15 protein-coding genes are annotated in these 21,926 nt (G+C 57.1%); 3 read left to right on the top strand and 12 right to left on the bottom strand.

Translation table 11 applies throughout. The features are described 5' to 3' along the window. Positions 1 to 25: 25 nt before the first annotated feature. On the bottom strand, positions 26 to 3,796 hold the full coding sequence (locus tag AB0A83_RS11340) for a PKD domain-containing protein (RefSeq protein ID WP_367154171.1): 3,771 nt from the start codon (positions 3,794 to 3,796) through the stop codon (positions 26 to 28). A gap of 950 nt (positions 3,797 to 4,746) precedes the next feature. On the opposite strand from AB0A83_RS11340, the gene AB0A83_RS11335 reads away from it, so the two are divergent. After that, a complete protein-coding gene (locus AB0A83_RS11335) occupies positions 4,747 to 6,870 on the top strand; it encodes a YgiQ family radical SAM protein (RefSeq protein ID WP_150048461.1) in 2,124 nt (707 codons plus the stop codon). 142 nt (positions 6,871 to 7,012) lie between these two features. On the opposite strand, the gene AB0A83_RS11330 is transcribed toward AB0A83_RS11335, so the two are convergent. From AB0A83_RS11330 to AB0A83_RS11305, 6 genes are all read right to left on the bottom strand, one after another. Then, the gene (locus AB0A83_RS11330) at positions 7,013 to 8,218 is read right to left on the bottom strand and encodes an ABC transporter permease (protein WP_150048460.1); all 1,206 of its coding nucleotides are present in this window, start codon (positions 8,216 to 8,218) and stop codon (positions 7,013 to 7,015) included. Then, positions 8,212 to 8,913, bottom strand: a complete 702-nt coding sequence (locus AB0A83_RS11325; RefSeq protein WP_367154170.1) for an ABC transporter ATP-binding protein — start codon at positions 8,911 to 8,913, stop codon at positions 8,212 to 8,214. Before AB0A83_RS11325 ends, AB0A83_RS11330 begins: the two co-directional genes overlap by 7 nt. Positions 8,914 to 8,915: 2 nt before the next feature. Beyond that, the gene (locus tag AB0A83_RS11320; protein ID WP_367154169.1) at positions 8,916 to 10,193 is read right to left on the bottom strand and encodes an efflux RND transporter periplasmic adaptor subunit; all 1,278 of its coding nucleotides are present in this window, start codon (positions 10,191 to 10,193) and stop codon (positions 8,916 to 8,918) included. Then, positions 10,180 to 11,667: an efflux transporter outer membrane subunit gene (locus AB0A83_RS11315; protein ID WP_232056632.1), complete on the bottom strand. Its 1,488-nt coding sequence runs from the start codon at positions 11,665 to 11,667 to the stop codon at positions 10,180 to 10,182. Before AB0A83_RS11315 ends, AB0A83_RS11320 begins: the two co-directional genes overlap by 14 nt. 146 nt (positions 11,668 to 11,813) lie before the next feature. Then, positions 11,814 to 13,133, bottom strand: a complete 1,320-nt coding sequence (locus AB0A83_RS11310) for a hypothetical protein (RefSeq protein ID WP_367154168.1) — start codon at positions 13,131 to 13,133, stop codon at positions 11,814 to 11,816. 131 nt (positions 13,134 to 13,264) lie between these two features. After that, positions 13,265 to 13,975 carry an EF-hand domain-containing protein gene (locus AB0A83_RS11305; RefSeq protein ID WP_367154167.1) on the bottom strand — a complete coding sequence of 237 codons (711 nt, stop codon included), beginning with the start codon at positions 13,973 to 13,975 and terminating at the stop codon, positions 13,265 to 13,267. A gap of 408 nt (positions 13,976 to 14,383) precedes the next feature. Here AB0A83_RS11305 and AB0A83_RS11300 point away from each other — a divergent pair, with 408 nt between their 5' ends. Beyond that, positions 14,384 to 15,967: a PAS domain-containing methyl-accepting chemotaxis protein gene (locus AB0A83_RS11300; RefSeq protein WP_150048450.1), complete on the top strand. Its 1,584-nt coding sequence runs from the start codon at positions 14,384 to 14,386 to the stop codon at positions 15,965 to 15,967. 200 nt (positions 15,968 to 16,167) lie between these two features. Here the strand turns inward: AB0A83_RS11300 and leuA are convergent, their stop codons facing one another. Then, positions 16,168 to 17,895: a 2-isopropylmalate synthase gene (leuA, locus tag AB0A83_RS11295; RefSeq protein ID WP_367154166.1), complete on the bottom strand. Its 1,728-nt coding sequence runs from the start codon at positions 17,893 to 17,895 to the stop codon at positions 16,168 to 16,170. A 161-nt stretch (positions 17,896 to 18,056) separates the two neighbouring features. On the opposite strand from leuA, the gene AB0A83_RS11290 reads away from it, so the two are divergent. After that, positions 18,057 to 18,527 (top strand): Lrp/AsnC family transcriptional regulator, encoded by a 471-nt coding sequence (locus AB0A83_RS11290; protein ID WP_150048446.1) that lies wholly within the window; start codon positions 18,057 to 18,059, stop codon positions 18,525 to 18,527. A 324-nt stretch (positions 18,528 to 18,851) separates the two neighbouring features. Here AB0A83_RS11290 and AB0A83_RS11285 read toward each other — a convergent pair whose 3' ends face one another. From AB0A83_RS11285 to AB0A83_RS11270, 4 genes are all read right to left on the bottom strand, one after another. Then, a complete protein-coding gene (locus tag AB0A83_RS11285; RefSeq protein WP_367154165.1) occupies positions 18,852 to 19,685 on the bottom strand; it encodes an FkbM family methyltransferase in 834 nt (277 codons plus the stop codon). A 378-nt stretch (positions 19,686 to 20,063) separates the two neighbouring features. After that, positions 20,064 to 20,327 carry a PepSY domain-containing protein gene (locus AB0A83_RS11280; RefSeq protein WP_150048442.1) on the bottom strand — a complete coding sequence of 88 codons (264 nt, stop codon included), beginning with the start codon at positions 20,325 to 20,327 and terminating at the stop codon, positions 20,064 to 20,066. 82 nt (positions 20,328 to 20,409) lie between these two features. After that, positions 20,410 to 20,652 (bottom strand): hypothetical protein, encoded by a 243-nt coding sequence (locus tag AB0A83_RS11275; protein WP_367154164.1) that lies wholly within the window; start codon positions 20,650 to 20,652, stop codon positions 20,410 to 20,412. Positions 20,653 to 20,935: 283 nt separating this feature from the next. Continuing rightward, complete coding sequence (locus tag AB0A83_RS11270; protein WP_150048440.1) at positions 20,936 to 21,766, bottom strand: hypothetical protein; 831 nt, start codon at positions 21,764 to 21,766, stop codon at positions 20,936 to 20,938. Between the last annotated feature and the right edge of the window lie 160 nt (positions 21,767 to 21,926).

The following is a 21,926-nucleotide window of genomic DNA, read 5'->3' as shown; positions in this document are numbered from 1 at the left end:
TCGTTTTGCCGGTTAAGCCGTAAGGCTAGCTATGGCCTTCCGTTTCGTCCGGATTGCTGTCGAACGGTTCCGGCAATCGCGGTGCGTGGTCTTTAGCCGCCGGCCAACCGCCCGTCGGCGATTTGGGATCCGGGGCGCCGATAAAGCTCTTTTTCAAGTTATGGCAAAGATCGCAGCCGATGATTTGGTCTTTGGCGACTTTAACCGGCTTGCCTTTGTCGTTGGTCAGCGTCCTTTCGACTTGGGTTTTAGACAAGCGCGTGCCTTTGTGGTCGGCGCCATGGCAGGCGGCGCATTGGTCTTCACCGTCCGGACCGGGCTTTTTCGCCATGTCGTTATGCCAGCCGCCGTTGATCTTTTTGGGTTTGGCGCTGGCCGCGGCACCTTCGGCGTGTTTGTACCAGGAGGCGTCGTTGACGGGATGCATGCCGTGCGGACCGGCCAGATAGGCTCTGGAACTTGCCGGAGTGACCACATTGCCGGCTCGAATACCCTGGGCAACGCCGGCACCGTTCGGAAACTCATGGCTGGCATCGCCGCCGTCCGTCGCCACCAAGCCGGTAACGAAATCGTCTTTGACGTGACAAACCGAACACTCCATGATTTTGCCCTCGTAACCTTGCAGCTGTATCGCGGTTAGGTTGTCGTTGGCGTTAGGTTCCGGATTGGGCCAGGTAGCGTGCGAACCGCCGTGGCAGGTCGAACAGTTCAGGTCGCCTCCGCTGCCGGAGCCGTGCACGTCGCCGCTTTTCCGGTACAAAGCCTGGGATAACTTGACTTTGCGATAGAAGGTATCGCCTACCTTGGCGGCTAAGCCCAGGTCGACTTCGGTTTGGGTTGCCGTGGCTTTTTCCGGTCTTTCCTCTTCGTGCGGCATCACGGCGAAACGGGCGTTCATCGGTATTCTGGAAGCCTTTGCCGGGTCGGCGGCATTCCAGGCGGTTTTCATCACGCCGGGGCTGAAATCGCCGGATTTGGCGTCGCCCATATGGCAGGAGCCGCAATCGGGTTCGTCTATCCAATATCGTCTGAAATCCAGTTGGGTCAGGGTATCGGGATCGTCATCGCCTAATTTCAGGCTGCCGGCCGTTAACGCGTAATTGTATTGCTCGTTGGGATAGCTGTTGCCGACCGCCAGCATGTCGCCGTGGCAATTGTCGCATTTAAGACCGGCGGCATGGTGAATGTCGCGGTAACCGTGTTCGGTTTTGCCGGTATGGCAGTTGCTGCAGTTTTCATCCATAGCCACTTGTTCGCCGAATGGGTACAGCAATCGACCTTGCGGATGCATGGGAAACCGATCCGGCGCCCAGTTGTTTTTCAGCGTATCCCATAGGTTGCGGGTTTCCTTGCTCGGATCGACCAAGCTGCCGTCCGCGTTGACCGTTCCAGCCGCTTTTTGCCGGATATTGGCCTCGTCGAAGTGCATGGAGTCCCAACCACGGCCGCCGAACATTAACGGGTGACCGCGTTCGTCGCGGATCAACCGGCCCTTGTTCTCGCCGTCTTTATAAACCTGTAATTTGCCGTGAAAGGCGTGCATGGTGCCGGAGAAGTTGGACAGGCCGTTTTGATAAGCTTGCGCGCCGGCGCCGATGTCGGCTTTCAACTGACTGGTGTGGTGGCCGGCGCAGGCCGCACCTAATGAGCCTTTGCCTTTTTCTTCGGCTTGGTCGGCAAAGGTGGTGGCATACGTGGTTCTGGCTGCGGCCGGATCCAGCGCCGGGTAAGCATTGCCGTACAGGTTTAACTCACCGTATGCCTGATTGTAGTAATACTTGGTCATGTAATCGTGCATCAGTGCGGCGTTGAATAGTGCCGCTTTTTCCTGGGCCTTCCAGTCGTCCTTGTCGCCGTAGTCCTCCGCAGCCTTGAATTTCAAGCGCAGTTGCAGTTTGCAATCGGTTTGGCCTTTGGTGCAAGCTGCGTTAGCGGTTAAATTCCAGTAACGCGATTCAACTACCCGGTCGGTACGCAAGCCGTTGGCATCGTAGTTTTTGCCAACGTTGGGTGGGCGGTTGTCGATTTTATCGGTCAAGGCGACGTGCTGGTCGTCGAAACGGTTGTGGATGGCCGGGCCGTAACCGTACTTGGTAAAGTCGGCGAACAAATCGCCGCTCAGGCTGGGAATCGTAGCCGGGGTTTGCCCTTCCAAGAAGCTGCCATTGCCGGTAGCCGGGCCCGGAGAGCCGTCGGCATTGCGCAATTCGCTTTCATGCACCGGAGTGCGCCATACCTGATCGTCGGCTGCCATTTGGCCCTTGCTATGGCATTCCCGACAACGGGTTTCCGAAGCCGTGGTGTATACCGCGTCGGCAGCCGCAACGCGTTGACCGCCGACTTTGGCTTCGACCCGCATCAAAGGATAAGGATTGACCCGGCCTTGGTCGTCGATGTCGCTGGCCGGAATGTTTTGCGCTACGAATGCGCTTTGATCGCTGCTGTAATCGAACGTTTGCGGGTCGTTGCGTTTGTAGGGATCGGCGATACCCGGCATGGCGCGTTTGCCCGTGCCGCCGTCGACGTGGCCGGCTATGCCTTGGTCCGGTTTGGTCATGGCTTGTACGCCGTTGAAAGTCACTCGGTTGTGACCGTCTATGCCGGCTTGCCCGTATTGCACGGGATTCGCCGCGCCGGTCTGTTTATCCCAGGGTTGATACGAGCGGTCCCAGAACTCGCTTTTGGCCAGCACCGCGTCTTGATAATCGTGGCCGGCTATCAATTTGGTTTCCTTACCGGCCGTTTTTAACGAGCCGTCGCTGTTGTAAGTCGGCAAACACGACCAAACGCACAAGGTAGTGTCGGGATCAAAATTGGCACCGGCGGTTTGGTCGGCGAACAAGTTCTGGCTGGTGGAATTGATGGAGTTGGCTCCCAAGGGATCCAATGGGTTGGAGGCGGCGGAGTAGAACACGCCGACTTGGTCGGAAGAAACAATGATGGGTTTGCGCGGCACTTTTTTCAACACTTGCGCGTTCAAGGCGTTGTAAGGATTCAAGCTGTTGAAGGGTAGGGTAACTTGACTGCCGCCTTGCATGCCGGTGTCCTCGAAAGGCATGACCACGTAGGCATCGGTATCGTTGCTGCCGTCGGCGCCGGGCATCCCGGAAGCCGGCTGCGGCGCCGGCTGTTCGGCGACTTTAGGATAGGGATTGCTGCCGGTGGGCGGGATCACCGAAACCACCAGTGCGTCCTTGACGGACTGTTCGTCCAGCCAGCCGCTCAGGGTGACTTTATAGCGTCCGGGAATCGTGTAAGTGTGGCTGGCACTGGTGCCGGAGCCGTCCTGGCTGCCGTCGCCGAACGACCAAGCATATGTCGCTGCGGCGGCTGCGGCTGCGGTTTTTTTAGACTTCTTGCCGACGCTGATAGAGCCGGCGGTAAAATCCACGGTTTGACCGGCGACGATTTCGAGGTCTTGGCTGGGCGAGGCGATGCCCATCTCGGGAACCGCGCAACTTGCCGGGGCGCCGGTTACTTTGACCAAGGCCCGGGTGACGGTATTGTCGCCGGGATTGGTAACTTCCATGCGCAGCAGGCAAGGCGTGGTTGAACTACCTGAAAGTTTGATGTTGAAAGCCCGTTTGCTATCGGTGCTTCCGCTATACACAATAGTGTTGCTGCCGGCATCGAAGACGGTGATCTTGGCGCCTTGCGGAATGCTGCGAGCGGTTTTGCCTACCAGTGCGATTTCGCCGTTAATGCGTTTGGTCGTGGCCTTTAACGGTTTGGACGCGGCATCCGCTTCGTATAGCGGATTGGTTAGCAAGCCCAACAGAAGCGCGGTGCAGGCCATGGATTTGCCTGTGCCGCCCTGAAATCGGGTTATCGGTCTGTATCTCATTGCAAAGTATCTCCCTGATGGTTGAATACGAATTGGCCGAGAGCCAATTCCGTTAACGGCCTGCGCGGGCAAATCCGGAAAAATCCGGCATGCTTAACGCCAAGGCCGGCAACCGCGCCCGCGGCTCTCGGGGTGGCAAGTGCCGCGGTATCGATCGCTGTTGGGCATCAGCTAGCGAATAAACTGATGTTTACCAAGCATGCAAAGGCAATTGTTATGCCTGTATCAATTAATAATTACCGGTTTGTACGAACTATTGGAGATTTTTTCATAAGTAAAGCGACTGGGTATAAGTGATAGATAACGGCTTGGGTAAGCTTGATTAGTGTGTCGTGAGAGTGAGGAAAATGTGAAATTTCGATTGAGTTTTAACCGCTTAGATTTTGACATGGTCGCTTTCGCCTTGATGCTTGCGGCAAATTTTTGGAGTGGGTGTGCCGGCCTGGGAACGGTGTGAGCGATAATCCGCATTTTGGGTGACCATTTGCCGGATGCTAAATAGCCGAATGATTCAGGGGGGTTGCTAGCGAAAGAATTGTGTGGAATGCCTGATTTTTCGTCATAAACCGGGGTAAATCCCGTAATTTGCCCATGGTTAAAAATCCGCGGGTAAACCGGTCGCATGGTTGGTGCCGCCGGCGTCAATGCTGAGCGTTTCGGCGTGGTTTGCCGGGATTAATAAATACCGGTGCGGAAAGTTACAGGCATTCAATTGGACGCCGGGAGTAAATTCGAGGAAAATAATGCACTTGCAGTGCGGCAGGCGGTCAATGGAGCCGGTGCCGCAAAACCTTCTGCGCGTAAGCCGTGTCGGATCCGGGTTGCGCTCAACGTCCGATAAGCCGATTGTTAACGGTCTTTCATTGCTGTAACCCTCACGCATTACCGCCAGGCAGTTTTCTATGATTCACAACGCACCGAATATCTTCGGCTACCGTAAATTTTGGGCCCATCGCTTTGGGCCGGCGCCGCAATTGCCGATGAGCGTCGAGGAAATGCAGGCTTTGGGCTGGGATGCGTGCGACGTAATTTTGGTCACCGGCGACGCCTACGTGGATCACCCCAGCTTCGGCATGGCCGTGATCGGCCGGGTGCTGGAAGCGCAAGGCTTCAGGGTGGGGATCATTTCCCAGCCGGACTGGCACAGCGCCGAAGATTTTCGAAAATTAGGCCAGCCCAAATTGTTTTTCGGGGTAACCGGCGGCAATATGGATTCCATGGTCAATCGTTATACCTCGGATAAGAAAATCCGTTCCAACGACGCCTATACGGCCGACGGTGCCGCCGGCAAGCGTCCGGATCGAGCGGTGAACGTGTACTCGCACCGCTGCCGCGAGGCGTATAAAAACGTACCTATCGTCATCGGCGGCATAGAAGCCAGTTTGCGGCGCATCGCCCATTACGATTATTGGTCGGACAAGGTACGCAAGTCGATTTTGTTGGATTCCAAGGCTGACTTGCTAGTGTACGGTAACGCCGAACGGCAAGTCGTAGAGATTGCCCACAGGCTGGCCAAAGGCGAAAGCATTCACGATTTGAAAGGCATACGCGGCACCGTGCACTTCGTCAAGCAAGTACCGCAGGGCTGGTTGGAGAAAGATTCCACCCAGCTGGATGCGCCGGGCGCGGTGATTTCGCACGTCAATCCGTATCAGGAGCAGCCGGCCTGCGAAACCTCGGCAAAGGCCGATGCCGGCGAGCAAGTCATTCAATTCAAACCGATCGCCAACCGTCAGCGCGGGCAAACCGTGATTCGTTTGCCGGATTACGACGCGGTTAAGGACGATCCGATTTTGTACGCGCACGCTTCCAGGGTGATGCACGGCGAAACCAATCCCGGTAACGCGCGGGCTTTGATTCAGCGTCACGATAACCGCGAAGTGTGGGTCAATCCGCCGCCTTTGCCCTTGACCACCCAAGAGATGGATGGCGTGTTCGAATTGCCGTATTCGCGCTTGCCGCATCGTCAGTACGGCAAGGCCAACATCCCGGCGTTCGAGATGATTCAGCACTCGGTATTGATCATGCGCGGTTGTTTCGGCGGTTGCAGTTTTTGTTCGATTACCGAACACGAAGGCCGCATCATTCAAAATCGTTCGGAAGACTCCATCATTCGGGAAATCGAAGCCATACGCGACGTATCGCCGAACTTTACCGGCCACATTTCCGATTTGGGCGGCCCTACCGCGAATATGTGGCGTTTGGCCTGTAAAGACCCGGCCATCGAGGCGTCGTGCCGCAAGCCGTCTTGCGTGTATCCCGGCATTTGCCAAAATCTGAATACCGATCAAACGCCGCTGATCAAGCTGTACCGGCGGGCCAGGGCCTTACCCGGCATCAAGAAAATTTTCATCGCCTCCGGCTTGCGTTATGACATCGCCGTGGAAACGCCGGCCTACGTCAAAGAACTGGTCAGCCACCACGTCGGCGGCTATTTAAAAATCGCCCCGGAACATACCGAACAAGGGCCGTTGTCGAAAATGATGAAGCCGGGCATGGGCAGTTACGACCGCTTTAAAGCGATGTTCGATAAATACTCCAAGGAAGCCGGCAAGGAGCAGTACCTGATCCCGTACTTTATTGCCGCCCACCCGGGCACGACGGATACCGATATGTTGAATCTGGCGCTGTGGCTGAAGCGTAACGGTTTTCGCGCCGATCAGGTGCAAGCGTTTTTGCCGTCGCCGATGTCGATTGCCACCGCCATGTATCACTCCGGTAAGGACACTTTGCATAAAGTCGGCCGCAACGCCCCGGATATTTCGATACCGCGCAGCATGAAACAACGCCGTTTGCACAAAGCATTTTTGCGCTACCACGATCCGGCCAATTGGCCGTTGCTGCGCGAGGCGCTGAAGCAAATGGGCCGGGCGGATTTGATCGGCAACGGCAAGCAGCATTTGATTCCCGGCTATCAACCGAAAGGCTTACCAAATCCGTTAGATAAACAGCAAGCCAAACGGCAGACCTTCAAAACCAAGCATACCCAGGAAGCGAGCGGCAAAGCGCGACGCCGGCGCGCTTAGCGCTCACATTCACCTCTAAAGACAGTATAAACAGTGTCTTTCGAAGTGTCCGGGATGATTAAACCATTTCAGAGCCGGTTGTAGATTTCAATACGGTTTTGACCGCGCAAAATCGCGCGCATTCGTTTTGGCATTCGCTCGGCTATTCGTGCCGCAGCGCTTCGATAGGGTCCAGCCGGGCGGCTTTGCGGGCCGGGACGTAGCCGAAGGCGATGCCGACCGAGGCGGAAAAGGCGAATGCGCCCACTATGATGGGTAGATTCAGTACCAAAGGCACTTGCAGCACGCCGGCCAGCAGCGACGACGCGGCCAAGGCCAACAAAATGCCGATCAGGCCGCCGGTGGACGACAGCACCACGGCTTCCACCAGAAATTGCAGCAGGATTTCCCGCTCCAGGGCGCCTATGGCCAGGCGGATGCCGATTTCGCGGGTGCGTTCGGTCACCGACACCAGCATGATGTTCATGATGCCGATGCCGCCCACCAGCAGGCTGACCGCTGCTACTGCGCCTAACAGACTGGTCATCATTTTGGTGGTGCCGGACACCATCGCGGCGATTTCCTTCATATCGGTGACGTTGAAATTGTCGTCTTCGTCGGCGGCCAAATGCCGGCGGTTGCGCAGCAGTTGTTGCAGTTGCCGCTTGACGTCGTCGGTGGATACGCCGTCTCTGGCCGAGACTTGAATCAGCCGGACTTCGGTATTGCCGGCGATGCGGCGCTGAAACGTGCGCAACGGCACGACCACGAGGTCGTCCTTGTCGGTACCCATGCTGGATTGGCCCTTGGCGGTCAGCACGCCTATCACTTCGCAAGCCAGCTTTTGCAGGCGGATGCGGGCGCCGATAGGTTCTTGCCCGCCGAACAACTGGCTGCGCACCGTTTCGCCGATGACGCACACCGCTGCGCCGGAGCGGGCTTCGCTGGCCGAAAACAAACGGCCGGCGGATACGTCCCGATTGGTCGCCATGAAATACTGGTCGGTAGCGCCGGTGACCGTGGTACCCCAGTTCTGGTTGGCGTAAATCGCGGTGCTGGAGGCGGAGGACTGAGGCGCTACCGCCTGCAGTTCCGGCATCTCGCGGGTGATGGCTTCGGCGTCGGCCAGGCGAAACGCCGGGGCCGACGAACTTTGTCCCGGCCCCATGCGTTTGCCGACGCTGATCATCAGCAAATTGCTGCCCAGGCTGGAGATTTGTTGGGTTACTTGCAGGGTGGCGCCGCTGCCCAGGGTGACCAGCACGATCACCGCGGCTACGCCGATGATGATGCCCAGCATGGTCAGGACCGAGCGCAGCAAATTGCGCTGCAAGGCCAAAAACGCCAGTTTGAAAGCCACGCTCAGCATGTTCCGTTCTCCGCGCCGTCTTGGGCGATCAAACCGTCGCGAAAAAGCACCACCCGCTTGGCGTAAGCCGCCATGTCGGCCTCGTGGGTAACCATGACCACGGTAATGCCTAAGTCGCGGTTAAAGGCGCTCAACAATTGCATGATTTCCCGGCTGCGTTGACTGTCCAGATTGCCGGTCGGCTCGTCCGCCAGCAGCAGCAACGGTCGGGTGACGATGGCCCTGGCGATGGCTACCCGCTGCTGTTGACCGCCCGACAGCTGGTTGGGCATGTGACGTTCCCAGCCGCGCAAACCGACCGTGTCTAAAGCCTGCAACGCGGCGGCGTGTCGTTCCTTGGCCGGCATGCCGCGGTAAATCAGCGGCATTTCCACGTTTTCCAGGGCCGAGGTACGGTTCAGCAGATTAAAGCCTTGAAAAATAAACCCCAGATAATGCCGGCGCAGCAGGGTACGCTGGTCGCGCGACAGGCCGCCGACGTCGACGCCGCGAAACCAATAACGGCCGGCGCTGGGTTGGTCCATGCAGCCCAAGATGTTCATGCACGTGCTTTTGCCCGAGCCGCTTGGTCCCATAACGGCCAAAAATTCGCCGGGAAATATGCGCAAACTGACGCCGCGCAAGGCGTGCATGACGGCGTCGCCGCTGCCGTAGCGTTTGTGTACGGCTTGCAATTCCAGCAACGGGCCGCTCATACTCACGGTTTGCTTGCCAGTCCGGTGACGATGGCGGCGCCTTCCGGCAAATTGCCGGAAACGACTTCGGTATAGCGGCCGTCGCTGGCGCCCTTGTCGATTTCGACGGCGGTCAAGTTACCGTTTTGTAATGTCCATAGCGTTTGCCGGTTGTCGCTGGCCGCCGAAACGGCCCGACCGGTTTCCGAGCGCGGCGGGTGCGGCAGCAGGGCGCCCAAGATGCCGCCGTTTGCTTCGTCTTCGGTCGCCGGTTTAGGCGGGGTAAAACGCAAGGCGCCGTTGGGAATCAATAGTGCGTCGTTGTGGCGTTCCACGGTGATGATGGCGGTCGCGGTCATGCCGGGGCGTAGCGACAATTCGGCGTTGTCCACCCGTAGCACGGTTTTGTAAGTGACCACGCCGTCCACGGTTTCGGCACCGTAACGCACTTGCACGATTTCGGCCGGAAAAGTGCGATCCGGGTAGGCGTCCACGCTGAATTCGGCGTGCTGGCCGGGCTTGACCAAGCCGACGTCAGCTTCGTCCACGTCGACCTGTAATTCCATTTGCGTCAAATCCTCGGCTAGGGTGAACAATACCGGCGCTTGAAATTGCGAGGCAACCGTTTGGCCCGGCTCCACCGAGCGGGTCAGCACCACGCCGTTGATCGGCGATTTGACTACGGCTTTGGTCAAGTCGGTCAAATTGACGTTCAAGGTGCCTTGCGCCTGTTCCACGCTGGCGGTCGCGGAAGCTTGGTCGGCCCGGGCGCGGGCCAGGGTGGCCTCGGCGGCGTCCAGGTCGTACTGCGACGGCACTTTGCCGCCGCTGAGTTCCCTTACGTTCAACAGTTTGGCCAGTTGCACTTCGGCTTCCTTGACCGTGGCCTGCACTTGCTGCACTTTGGCCTTGGCCGCCGCCAAGGCGGCCTGCGCCTGCAGCGATTGTGCCTCCAGCCGGGTAGTGTCCAGCCTGGCCAACACCTGGCCGACTTCGACTTGGTCGTTGTAATCCACCTCCACGCTTTTGATGGTACCCGATACCTCGATGCCGACTTGCACTTCCTTGAGCGGCGCCAGGGTGCCGGTAGCACTGACCGTTACCGACAACGTGCCGCGGCGCGCACTTTCGGTTTGGTAAGCGACGGTTTCGGATTCGCCGTTTAATGCCAGCCAAATTGCAAGTCCCAAGGCCAAGGCCAAAAGCCAAGCCAGGCCTTTGCGCAGCGGCTGCGATGGCGTGGGACGCATGCCTAGAACGTCGGCGATATCGTCCGAGTCGGGTGAGTTATGATCGTTCATGATCCTCCTGTTCTCCTGTTGGCGGTGTGATGCGGGTTTGCCAGCCGCCACCCAGGGCTTTGTAGACTTGCACTAAATAGCTGGCGAGGTCGGCCCGGCTTTGCGCTAATTGCAATTGATTGTTGAGCAGGGCGCGCTGGGTTTCCAACACCGCTTGAAAATCGCTGGTGCCGGCTTGGTATTGCAATTTGGCGATGGCCAGGGCGTTATCGCCGGCTTCCACCGCGACCTTCAGTGCGTCTTGGCGTTGGCTTTCCTCCCGGTAAGCAATCAGGCCGTTTTCCACCTCGCTCAACGCGGTCAATAATGTCTGTTCGTAAAACCCCAAGGCTTGTTGTTGCAGCGCGCTCTGAATCGCTACGTTAGCGCGAATCCGCCCGCCGTCCAGCAGCACCAACGCGGATTTGGCGGCCATTTGAAAGGCTTTGGCACTGGCGGTGTACAAATTGGCAAAGGCCAAAGAATCCAGCCCGATTGAACCGGACAGGGTGAAATCCGGGTAATTGGCCGCTTCGGCAACGCCGATTTGCGCAGTTTGCGCCGCCAGCTTGCGTTCGGCTTGCCGCACGTCCGGGCGTTGCCTAAGTAAATCCGCCGGTATGCCCAGAGCGATGTCGCGGTTGGCGACCGGAATCGGCGCCGGCCGTGCCAACAACTGGTACAAGGCGTCCGGGGCTTGGCCGGTCAATTTCGCCAGGTTGTGTTTGGCTTGCTGCAGCGAACTGCGCAGGCTGGGCAAACTGGCGCGGGTATTTTCCAACGTGACTTTGGCTTGTTCGACGTCCAGTTGGGTACTCAAGCCTGCCATCTGCCGCCATTGAGTAATCTCGTAAGTGTCGGTTTGTGTGGCCAAGTTGGTTTCGGTGATGGTCAGCCGCTCCTGGTAGCCGCGCAATTCGATGTAGGTTTGCGCGACTTCCGCATACAAGCTGACCAGTACCGCGTACAGATCTTCCTGGGCGGCTTGTTCCGTGGCTTCGGCGGCTTCCAGACTGCGGCGCAATTTACCGAATAGGTCCAGCTCCCAACTGGCGCTCAAGGTATGGCTGTAATGTTCGAAAGTGCGACCGATACCGGTGGAGCCGGCGCTGATTCCGGCGGCTTTGGCACTGCCGGTTTGATTGACCGAGGTGGTCAGCGACGAGGTCGGCAGTAAATTGGCGAACGCCAGCTCTCGGCGGGCTTTGGCTTCCTCGACGCGGGCGGCCGCTTGTTTCAGGTCGCGGTTGCCGGTTTGTGCCATCACGATCAAACGGCTTAACACCGGGTCGTCAAAGGTTTGCCACCAGCGTGGGTCATCGGCCGCTGCAGCGGCCGGCGCGGAATGGCCGGCTTGGCGCCAAGCGTTAGGCAGTTCGGGGGACGGCGCTTGGTAATCCGGCCCCAGCATGCAGCCCGGTAGCAGCATGCTGAGGCTGATGGCGACGATGCGGGCGGTGTTGGGTTCCATGTGCTGCGGTTTTGTCCTGTTCATGCCGTGTGAGCGCGAAAGCGATTGCGACAGGGTGGGGCGATGATCGGCTAAGGGTTAGGCAGCGCTACGACGCGCGCCAGTTTCGTTAGGTTCCGTTGCACGCGCTGTGACGCGGTCGGTTAACCGTCCGGCGGCCGCTTGGAGGTTTATTTCCATTGTAATCGCCCCGTTTTTCCCAGCCAAGGGCCGGCATTTTGCCGCAACCACAGCTCGGCGAAATTATCCTGTTTGGCGATATCGTCGAAGAACGCCAGGGTAACGCAGTAGATGGCCGCAATCGCGGCTGAGGCGCCGCCCGGTTCACCGTCCTCATCATCCGGTCCGCCGGTCCCGCGTCCCGCGCCGGGAGGACCGCCGTGACCGCCGCCGGGGCCTCCAGGGCCGCCGAAGCCCGCGCTGCCGGTGTAGCCCGGCGGGCCGCCGGCGGGCGGTCCGTTGCGACCACGGCCGCGGTCGTGACCGTGTTCGGCGCCCGGCAGAGCGAAACCGGTGCCGGCCAGCAATCGGTGTTCGGCATTTTTGAGCTGTAGCAACCATTTGCCGCCGGCCGGGGCGTATTGCCAGATAGCGGTGCGGATTTGCGGCGAACTGATCGCGTAAGGATCGTGGTCGATGTCCGACGTAACGGCTAAAAACGGGCGCTGAATGTCTTGGTAACGCTGGGCGGCCGTACCTAGAGCCGGGTCGGCGCTAGGACTGAGCAACACGGCGGCCAAAGCCGTCGGCGGCGCTGAAGCCGGCGCCGGACCGTTACGTTCGCCGATCAAGGCGGCGACGGTTTGCGCGCCCAGGTCGTAACCGGCCAACAGCAAGCGTTGCGGGTCGGCTTTGGCGTATAAACCTTGGCGATTGCGACTGCGTTCCAGGCATTGCTCGAGCGCCCATAACGTCAAATCCAGGCGCTTTTGCAAGGCATCGACAGCGAATAATTGATGGCCGATATAGCGCAGTTCGCTGGCGCGGGCGTCTGCCGCCCGGCGTTTGCCGCGTTGTTCGTCGTCTTCTTCGTCGCTTTCGTCGGTCCGGCCGCCGAAGTCGGGCCAAAAGCCGCCGGATTCCGTGGCGGCGGGCGGCGGGCCGATTTGAATCAGGGCGTCGGCGATCTCTTTAGGCTGCAGGCTAACCACCACGTAACCGGCTTTAGCCCAATATTCGCGCCACAATTTGCCGGCATCCGCTTGTTCCCCCAAACCCGGCAAATACACGATCAAGGGGTATTGGCCGGGCATGGCGGGTACGAGTACCGAAACGTCCACGATGTCGGCAGCGCGGCGCCAATGGTCTTGTGCGGCAATCACCTCGTGCCGGCCGGTCGCGAAATAGCCGCCGTCGGCGATCATGGCTTGGGTTTTTGCCTGTTGTTCGTCTGCCGACAATAACGCTGGGCGCTGGCTGCAGGCTGCGGTCGACAGGATCAAGGCAGCCGCTGCCAAACGGCGGCCGAACGAGAGCGGTAAAACGGACATAGGCGGTGACACTGCAGTGAACGACGACGCCATTATGCCTGTTTTACCGGCAAACCCGGTTACAGTGTAGGTAAAAACGGGTAAATCCCCGGCTACCGGCTAGTACCAGCGGGCTACGGCCCTTGCCGGGTTTATGCGGAAGCCGAAAAGCCGTTGTTTTCCGAGCTATCGCCGTAACCGCTATAAGCGTGAAACAAATCCATCATGGTTTTTAGCAATTGCCGGTCGGTGTCGGATTGGCTGCCGTCTGTCCGGCTGTTGCCGGTGTCGTCGACGGATTGCGAGCTATCGTTGGCTTGTTGGTAAGCCATGGCTTCGTCGTGGCTGATTTTACCGTCGCCATTGCTGTCGGCTGCGTCGAAATTTTCCGCCAATTGGCCGAACATTTCGGTCATTTTGCTATCGCCCGTGTCGCTGCTTTGCGATAGCTCGGTCAATTGCTCTTTACTAAAACCTGGGTCCTGTTGCTCCTGACCCGCTTCGGGGGGCGGAGGCGGCATGTCGCCTTGGCCTTGCATGCGCATGCGCGGAAAAGGCCCGTCCAGTTCCGAGGCGATTTTCTCGAAAGTAGCGGCCATTTCCTGCTGCGTGACTTTGCCGTCGCCGTCGCCGTCCAGCGCGGAAAACATTTCGTCGGCCGAATTGCTTGCATGAGTGCTGTTGGAATTGCCGATATTGCCTAAAGCCGCTTCCAAGTCCGATTTTTCGATATAGCCTTGGCCTTTGCTGTCCAGTTTGGAAAATAAATCTTCGGCCATTTTGCCAGGATCCGGCCGTTGCATGGGCCGCATGCCGGACATGGCGGCCGCGGAATGGGTACTGCTGAGGCTGTTGATGTTCATGGACGTTACCCCTGTATCGATTGTTGATTTTTGCGCCGCTAACCCGGCGCCCCGGTTGCAGCCTGTGCTCGGGCTACAAGAGGATGCGAGCAAGTTATCGGCCTAAACTCCTTGTAAAATAGTGGGTTAAGGGTAAAGTTGGGTAAAGAAAAGTTAAGAAAAAACGGCGAGACCGGCCTTGTTAACCGTTTCGATGGGGTGAAACGCCGGCCGGTTATTGTCTTGTGAAAAATATTGCCGCCTAAGCGGCAAGCATTTGCCCGTTTCCCGGGAGGGCGGCGCGAATCGTTGCTGCGTTTATATCGTCGAGTCGCTATGGCTTTGTTAGCAACTATACTTGCACCTTATCTGCTCGATGCCGTTTTGAGTTTTGGATAATCCCCACCATCAGGACGAAAGGATAAAATAATGAAAACGAATAGCCCGCCGGTTACGCAACGGGAAATCACCTACGGCCCCTCCACTATCATTACCTCGGCGACCGATCCTGCCAGTCGCATCGTTTATGTTAACGACGATTTTTTAAAAGTCAGCGGTTATACGCAAGCAGAGGTACTCTCGCAGCCGCATAACATCGTCCGTCACCCGGATATGCCGAAAGAGGCGTTTGCCGACTTGTGGCGAACGATCAAAGCCGGAAAGCCATGGATGGGCATAGTGAAAAATCGTTGCAAAAACGGCGATCATTATTGGGTGGATGCCTTCGTTACTCCGCGCTTTGACCGAGGCAGCATCATCGGCTTCGAATCGGTGCGGGTGCAACCCGACCGAGCCGCGGTCGAACGTGCCGAGAGCGTTTACGCGAAATTGAATTCCGGTAACAGCCCCACCTCACGGTTCGACAGATTCAGCTTACCGGCAAGATTAAATCTTGGTTTGGTTTTCAGTCTGGCATCGATAATCGGCGTAGCGGGGGCACTGGGTTGGGTGGAGCCGGCAAGAGCAATTGGACTGTTTGTCGGCATTTCGGTGGTCGTTTGGTTTTGGATGCGGCTGATGCTGAGGCCGCTTGCCCGAGCGGCTTCGGAAGCCAGGCGGGTGGTCGACAATCCGATCATGCAACAGGTTTATACCGACGATGGTACCGAGGTGGGGCAGTTATTATTCGCGCTTAAAATGATGAAAGCCAAATCGCGAACGATTATTCGCCGGTTAATACAAGCAACCGAGCCCTTGGCGGGGAAGGCAAATTCCACTTACCAAGCGATTGCCGCGGTCAGTTCGGCGATGAATCAACAGCAGGCGGAAATCGACCAAGTAGGGGCGGCGATACATCAAATGAGCGCATCGGTCGGCGAAGTGGCGAGAAATGCTTCGAGTGCGGCAATTTCCGCTAACGAGGTGAGCCGGCAATCGTTGCAGACGCTGGCAACCGTCAACGAGACGCTGGATATGATGGCCAACGTAACGGCAGCGGTACAACAAGCCGAAGCAGTGATACAGGTGTTGTCGGAACACAGCAGACGGATAGGCGGGGTATTGGACGTGATCAAAGGTATCGCCGAACAAACCAATCTGTTGGCGTTGAACGCGGCAATCGAAGCCGCGCGGGCCGGCGAGCAAGGCCGTGGGTTTGCGGTGGTCGCCGACGAGGTGCGAACTTTGGCGGCGAGGACTCAACAATCGACGGAAGAGATTCAAAGCATGATAGGCGGGCTGCAATCGGGAGTCGGCAATGCGGTCAAAGAAATGGCCTCGGTACGCGAGATGGCGGCGCAAGGTGCCGAGCACGGTAAAAATTCCAGCCAATTACTGCAGGACACCGCCAAGTCGGTGGAAGCTATCAATCAGTTAATCGTGCAAATCGCCGCAGCGACCGATCAGCAACAAACGGTGGCCGAGGATATTTCCCGAGCCGTCGAAGCGATAGGCAATCTGGCTCGTTCCACCACCGAACATGCCGGTTTGGCGAGCGAAAATAGCGGTAGCGTTTCCGCACTCAGCAAAGAACTGGATATGATGGTGGAGCAATTCGAAGAGCCTTCGAACTGACTTTCTTCCACTGAAAAGACGAGTGTTTTCTCAGGTTTGGCCCGGTACAACTTTGCGATAAGATCGAGGAACTGAGCGGCAAACGCAATCCACGATTAACCCGGCCCCGTTTATTAGCAGTATTCCGTTCGGACTTAACGGTCTGTAAGGGGGCCGGGTTAATGACTGCAAGCGTTATTGCCCGGATGATTGCGCCGATACTAGGCCGCAGAGACCTTGGCCGGCAATGGGACAATATCCGGGTGCGTGGCTTGCCGCTGCACTGATGTCGCCAAACGGTTCAGCGCGCTGCACAAGGCCCGCAGAGAAGCGGTGACGATATTGGCGTCTATGCCTACACCATAACGAATGTTACCGCTGCTAACCGACGCCAGTTCCACAAAGGCGCAGGCTGCGGCATTGCCGGCGACGCTGCTGGGGGCGAGCGAACGTTGTTCGAAACTGCGCACCGTCGCCGCAAAGCCGATACCGCTCAAAGCATGCAGCGCGGCGTCCAGAGGACCGTTGCCGACCGCGTCGATTTCGCGTGGATTGCCGTCGAGGTTGACACTCAAGCGTATGCCCTGGCCTTGAGCGGTCTCGTACAACTCGTGGTGCCGATAACGTAGCGGCTTATCGGTGTTTAGGTAGCATTGGGAAAATAATTGCCACAAGCTCTCGGGGGCTATCTCGCCGCCGTGCCGGTCGGCAGTGTCTTGCACGGCGCGGGAGAATTCCATTTGCATGCGGCGCGGTAACACCATGCCGTAACGCGCTTCCAATAGATGAGCCACGCCGCCTTTACCGGATTGGCTGTTGATGCGGATCAGCGCGTCATAGCTGCGGCCGACGTCGGCGGGATCGAACGGCAGATAAGGAACGTTCCAGACCGTGCCGGGCTGTTGTGCGGCCAGGCCCTTCTTTATCGCGTCCTGATGCGAGCCGGAAAAAGCGGTGAACACCAAATCGCCGGCGTAAGGCTGGCGCGGCGGTACGTTCAAACCGGTGCAGGCTTGGTAATCGCACACCACGGCGTCGATGTCGGAAAAATCCAGGCCCGGCGCCACGCCCTGCGTGTACAAATTCATCGCCAAGGTCACCAAATCGACGTTGCCGGTGCGCTCGCCGTTGCCGAACAAACAGCCTTCGACTCGTTCGGCGCCGGCCATCAAGGCCAATTCGGCCGCGGCCACCGCGGTGCCGCGGTCGTTGTGCGGATGTATGCTCAAGATGACGCTATCGCGGCGGGCGATGCGCCGGTGCATCCATTCAATTTGGTCGGCGAACAGATTGGGCGTGGCGGTTTCCACCGAGGCCGGCAGATTCAAGATGATTTTATTGTCCGGCGTGGCGTCCCAGGCGGCACTGACCGCGTCGCAGACCTCCAGCGCGAATTCGGCTTCGGTGGCGGTAAAAGCCTCCAGACTGTATTGCAAACGCCATTCGGTTTGCGCTTGGGCGGCGGTCAGTTCGCGTACCAAACGCACCGCGTCGACCGCCATGTCTAATACTTGCCGGCGGCTCATGCTTAGCACCAGGTCGCGAAATTGTGCCGAAGTCGGGTTGACGATATGCACAATGGCGCGGCCGGCCCCCTGCAAAGCGGCGACGGTGCGGCGCAACAAGGGTTCGCGGGCGTGGCTGAGCACTTCTATGCTGACGTCGTGCGGAATCAGCTGTTGTTCGATCAGGCTGCGCACGAAGTCGAAATCGGTGTGCGACGCGGACGGAAACGCTACCTCGATTTCTTTGAAACCGATTGCACACAATCTGCGGAACAAACGCAATTTGCGGGCGGCGTCCATCGGTTCGAACAGTGCTTGGTTGCCGTCGCGCAAGTCGGTGCTCATCCAGATAGGTGCTTGGCGGATGCTGCGATTGGGCCATTGCCGGTCGGGCAAGGCCGGCGGCGTAAATGATCGGTATTTGACGGATGGATCGACTAACATGGCGGCTGCTCCTGAAGGATAAAATCGTGTGGATAGCTTAAGCCAAGGTTCGCGCTAGTCGATTGCGTTTTATCCTGCAGTTAGCCTAAAACTAGCTATAATCATCTGTAGATTTTTAGTTTTAGGCAATTTTATTGCTTAAATAAAACAGCCATCCTGGTATGCAATTAGATAAATACGACAAGCACATCCTGGAAATCTTGCAAAGCGACGGTCGCATCAGCAATCAAGACTTGGCCGACCGCATCGGATTATCGCCGTCGCCCTGTTTACGCAGGGTCAAAGCATTGGAAGAAGCCGGGCTGATTCGCAGTTACCGGGCGATTTTGGACGGCAAAGCGTTAGGTTTATCGTTGACCGCATTGATTCAAATCTCGATGGACAGGCACACCCCGGAACGCTTCGAAGCCTTCGAGGCTGCGGTCGCCGAAATTCCGCAGGTGCTGGAATGCCTGCTGATCACCGGCCAGGCCGCCGACTACCAGTTGAAGGTAGCGGTCAAGGATTTGGACGCTTATCAGGATTTGCTGCTGAAACGCATCACCGGCATTCCCGGCGTATCCGGCGTGCATTCCAGCTTCGTGTTGCGGCGGGTGGTCGATAAAACCGCACTGCCGGTTGCAACGGCATAAGGCGATTTCCTGAAAAACATTTACCCGACTGCCTGGACTTTTTGTTCCCTTAACGATCATGAAGGCCTGGCAATCGCCCCGGCAAATGAAAGGTAGTTTGGTAGGAGCGACGCATAGTCGCGATGAGGCCTTGCGAATCGCGGCTATGTGTCGTTACCACCATGACTTTCATAGTAATCTGCACAAAATCCGGAGCCATTCGGCTGCCTTCATTGTGGGCGATTGCCAACCGTTTACTCGGCAGGCTATCTCAAGGTTGCAATTTTGGGGAATCGGACTACTGAAAGTAAAACCACATACCAACTTGGTTTGTTGGCTGAAACTTTAGTCAGCCGCCTTATACGAGAATACTGAGTTCCCATGTAAGTCCTGGATTTTTTTATAGCCCAGGCTCAAAATGTTGTTCGAAAACCACTCACTCCCTAAAAGAGTACTGTTAGGTAAGACCTCAAGAATGATAATAGGGAGGCACCTTCTTATGGTTTTCAACCCGCCCGCCAATGCCTCTTTTTCATAACCTTCAACATCGAGTTGAATGATTGAAACCGTTCTGTCTGATTCCACCGTATCATCTATCGTGACGATACGGACAGCCTCCGTGCCTATTTCGTCGCTCGTGTTTCCGGAAACTATCCGGCTTGCTCCCCCCAAAGCGAGGCCGTTAGCATCCCTGGTTTTGATCAATCGAGTTTCTTGCTTTTCTCCAAGACCGGCATGGGTTAACACCGTGTTTTCGATGCCATTAAGATCAAGGGTAATTCTCGCGCACCGGTAGTTCTCGGGATTGGGCTCGAATGCCCATACTTTTGCATTTCCGGGAATGCCCTTCGCCAGTGCCGGTAAAAAGTCACCGAAATAAGTTCCTGCATGGACAACATCACCGCTTTGGCAGTTTTCCAACATATATTCGATGGTGTCGGGTTCATATACAGCCTTGGCAAGAACTTTCTGTGCCGCAGGGCGGTGGTGCGAGGAGAGTGGTACGCAGTAGCCGCCATATCGGTTGTAGGATATTTTGCACTTTAATGCTTGCAGCGCATTCAACGATTCATACTCTTTCGAAAGATCAATTCTTTTCGATCCAAACAGCGTCCAATATGCCTTACGGGCAATCGGAAGCAGTCGTTTGGGAATCATGCTGTTAATTAAGGTTTTCATAGGGTTGGTTCCTCGCTTCTTCGGCTAGTGGTTTACGGGCCAGCTAACGCCGGAAAAACCGGACGGTTACACCGCCGGTTGCTTGACTTTAAGCATTGGAATGCATTTGCCCGCCGCCCAATTTGATCTATGTAAAGAAATTAGGGGATTCAGCGAATGGGCTAGAAAAAAGTTCTTCCTGGCTGCTTGCGCAGGTCCGTTGTTCCGACTGTATTGGGGAATGGACGCTGCTTGAAAAAGCAAGTTCTAAGAGTCTATTTGTCATACCTAATCGGCTTTTCTTCCGATCCGCTTCAACTGCGCGATCTACGGCCGAAATCATCTTATGGTTACCTAGCGCTCTAACAACCGGGACTTTATGCGGATAATTCCGATCTACTACGGCTCTCCGGCGTTAGCGTCAAGCGGATACACCGCAAAAGTATGTTTAGCCTGCGGCGGCATGGCGTTTTTGCCGGCTTCAAAAATTTCGGACAAAGGCCGGTATTGGCCTTTGTCCGGTTGAGTAACCCGCAGTAGCTCCGGGCGCAGCCATTCGTCGATTTCGGCATAAAACACCAAAATACTGCCGGTGATGCCGTACATCGACAGCAGCAAGCCTAGAGTTAACTCAGCCAGAGATGGATCGCCAACCAGTTTCATTCGTCAATCTCCTTTGTCGATGGATGCTGTTACCGACAAAGACGCTATGAATTCGGGCTTACCCTTAGTGGCGAAAAAAATTTTATCCGTCGGCTCTCTGTGCGAGATTTCCACCGATCCCATCAATACAACAACACCAAATCGCCCGGCAGCCGCAAGGCTTTGGCTTGAGCGTGGCGGTTAGCGCCGCCAGCACTGCATCAGGATCGCCGTTGTTGAATACGCCTCCCGCCAGCTTTGGATTGACGGCGATGATGCGGCCCTTGCGGTAGCGGTTGATCTCCTCCAGCACCTGCGTCAACGGTTGGCGATGAAACACAGTCATGACAAGACATAGTCGGCAATGAAACGTCTTTTGCCGCAGCAAACTTTAAGCCACAGACCGCGAAAGCCTGAGCGATGCACGGATAGTCCGGTGCATTGGCGGTGTTGGCGACGAAAGTTAGCGGGAGGTGCCGGCCAAAGTGCGTTATATGCCACACTTTGTGACGCCGGCTACCGGGGCGAAACCGCGACCGGTATGCGTGAACATTCATTTAATCCGGTTGCGCATAAGTAGCAGCCGGACGTTTTGGTTTACATAACCGAGCTGACTGCCGCTCGTGCTGCTAAACCAAGGACCGATTCAGCCGCAACGCAAACCGTACCCATCGTTTCGGCATCAGCGCCGTCAGGCCGGCAGCGAACAAGGCTAGTGCCGGCGGCAAAGGCACCGGGGCGTAGCTGTAGCCGCTTTGGCTGGTCAACTGATAATTCGGATCCAGCACGCTGATAAAGGTTAGCGCGGTATGGCTGAAATCAGTCACTGCACGCCGCTTGTCCGGATCGAACAATCCGCCGTAGCCGTCGGCGGTTGCGCCGACCTGCAGCAAGCCGCTAATCGTCAGTTCGGTGTTGGTGGGAACCCAGAAGATTGAGCTACCATCGCAAGCGCCGGTGTCGCCGGACCAGGTGCCGCAACTATAGGCGGGCGAACTGTAATAGTTTTGTGTGAAGTCGATTTTGCCGTGGCTGCCGCTCAGTTCGACGAAGCCCGAAGCCGCGCCGATTCCGCTAATGCCGCCCTCCACCTTAAAATTCAGCAAAATTTGAATGAATCGAGCATTGCCGGAACCCGTAAGTTTGATGGTGTCGCTAAAGATCGACTTGGCGTTAGCGGTCGAATTGAGGATGCCGTTTTCGACGTTGGCTGCCGCGTAGGCTTTGAGCACGCCGGCGTCGGCGTAGGCAAAGGCGCTGGCGGCATAGCCTTCGGCGGTTGCCAGGGCCGAAGCCAGGGACGGATGGTCAATTCGGGCATCGCGGTTGAGCTCGCTATCCAGCGAGTTTCCTGACGAAAAACCGGCGCTGGCTCCGGCTTCGACTGAAGTTGAGTAAGACCAGGCGGAAGAGCTTGCGACTAGCAAGCACGCCAGCGTGGTGTATTGAAATCGATTCATGAGTGCTCCTGGATAAGCGGAAAATGCGGTGCGCTGCCTCCAGTTACCGTCGGCAACGAGTGTAAAGCCATATAGATACCAAAACAATACCAAAATTAGCGGTGTAAAAAGCCGGGATTTGCCTTTAGGCTATAGTCCAGTGTCAATCGCCTCAGGAAAC

Origin of the sequence: Methylomonas sp. HYX-M1 (assembly GCF_040741385.1) — a bacterium.
Lineage (GTDB): Bacteria > Pseudomonadota > Gammaproteobacteria > Methylococcales > Methylomonadaceae > Methylomonas > Methylomonas rhizoryzae.
This window is presented reverse-complemented; position numbering and strand designations above follow the sequence as displayed.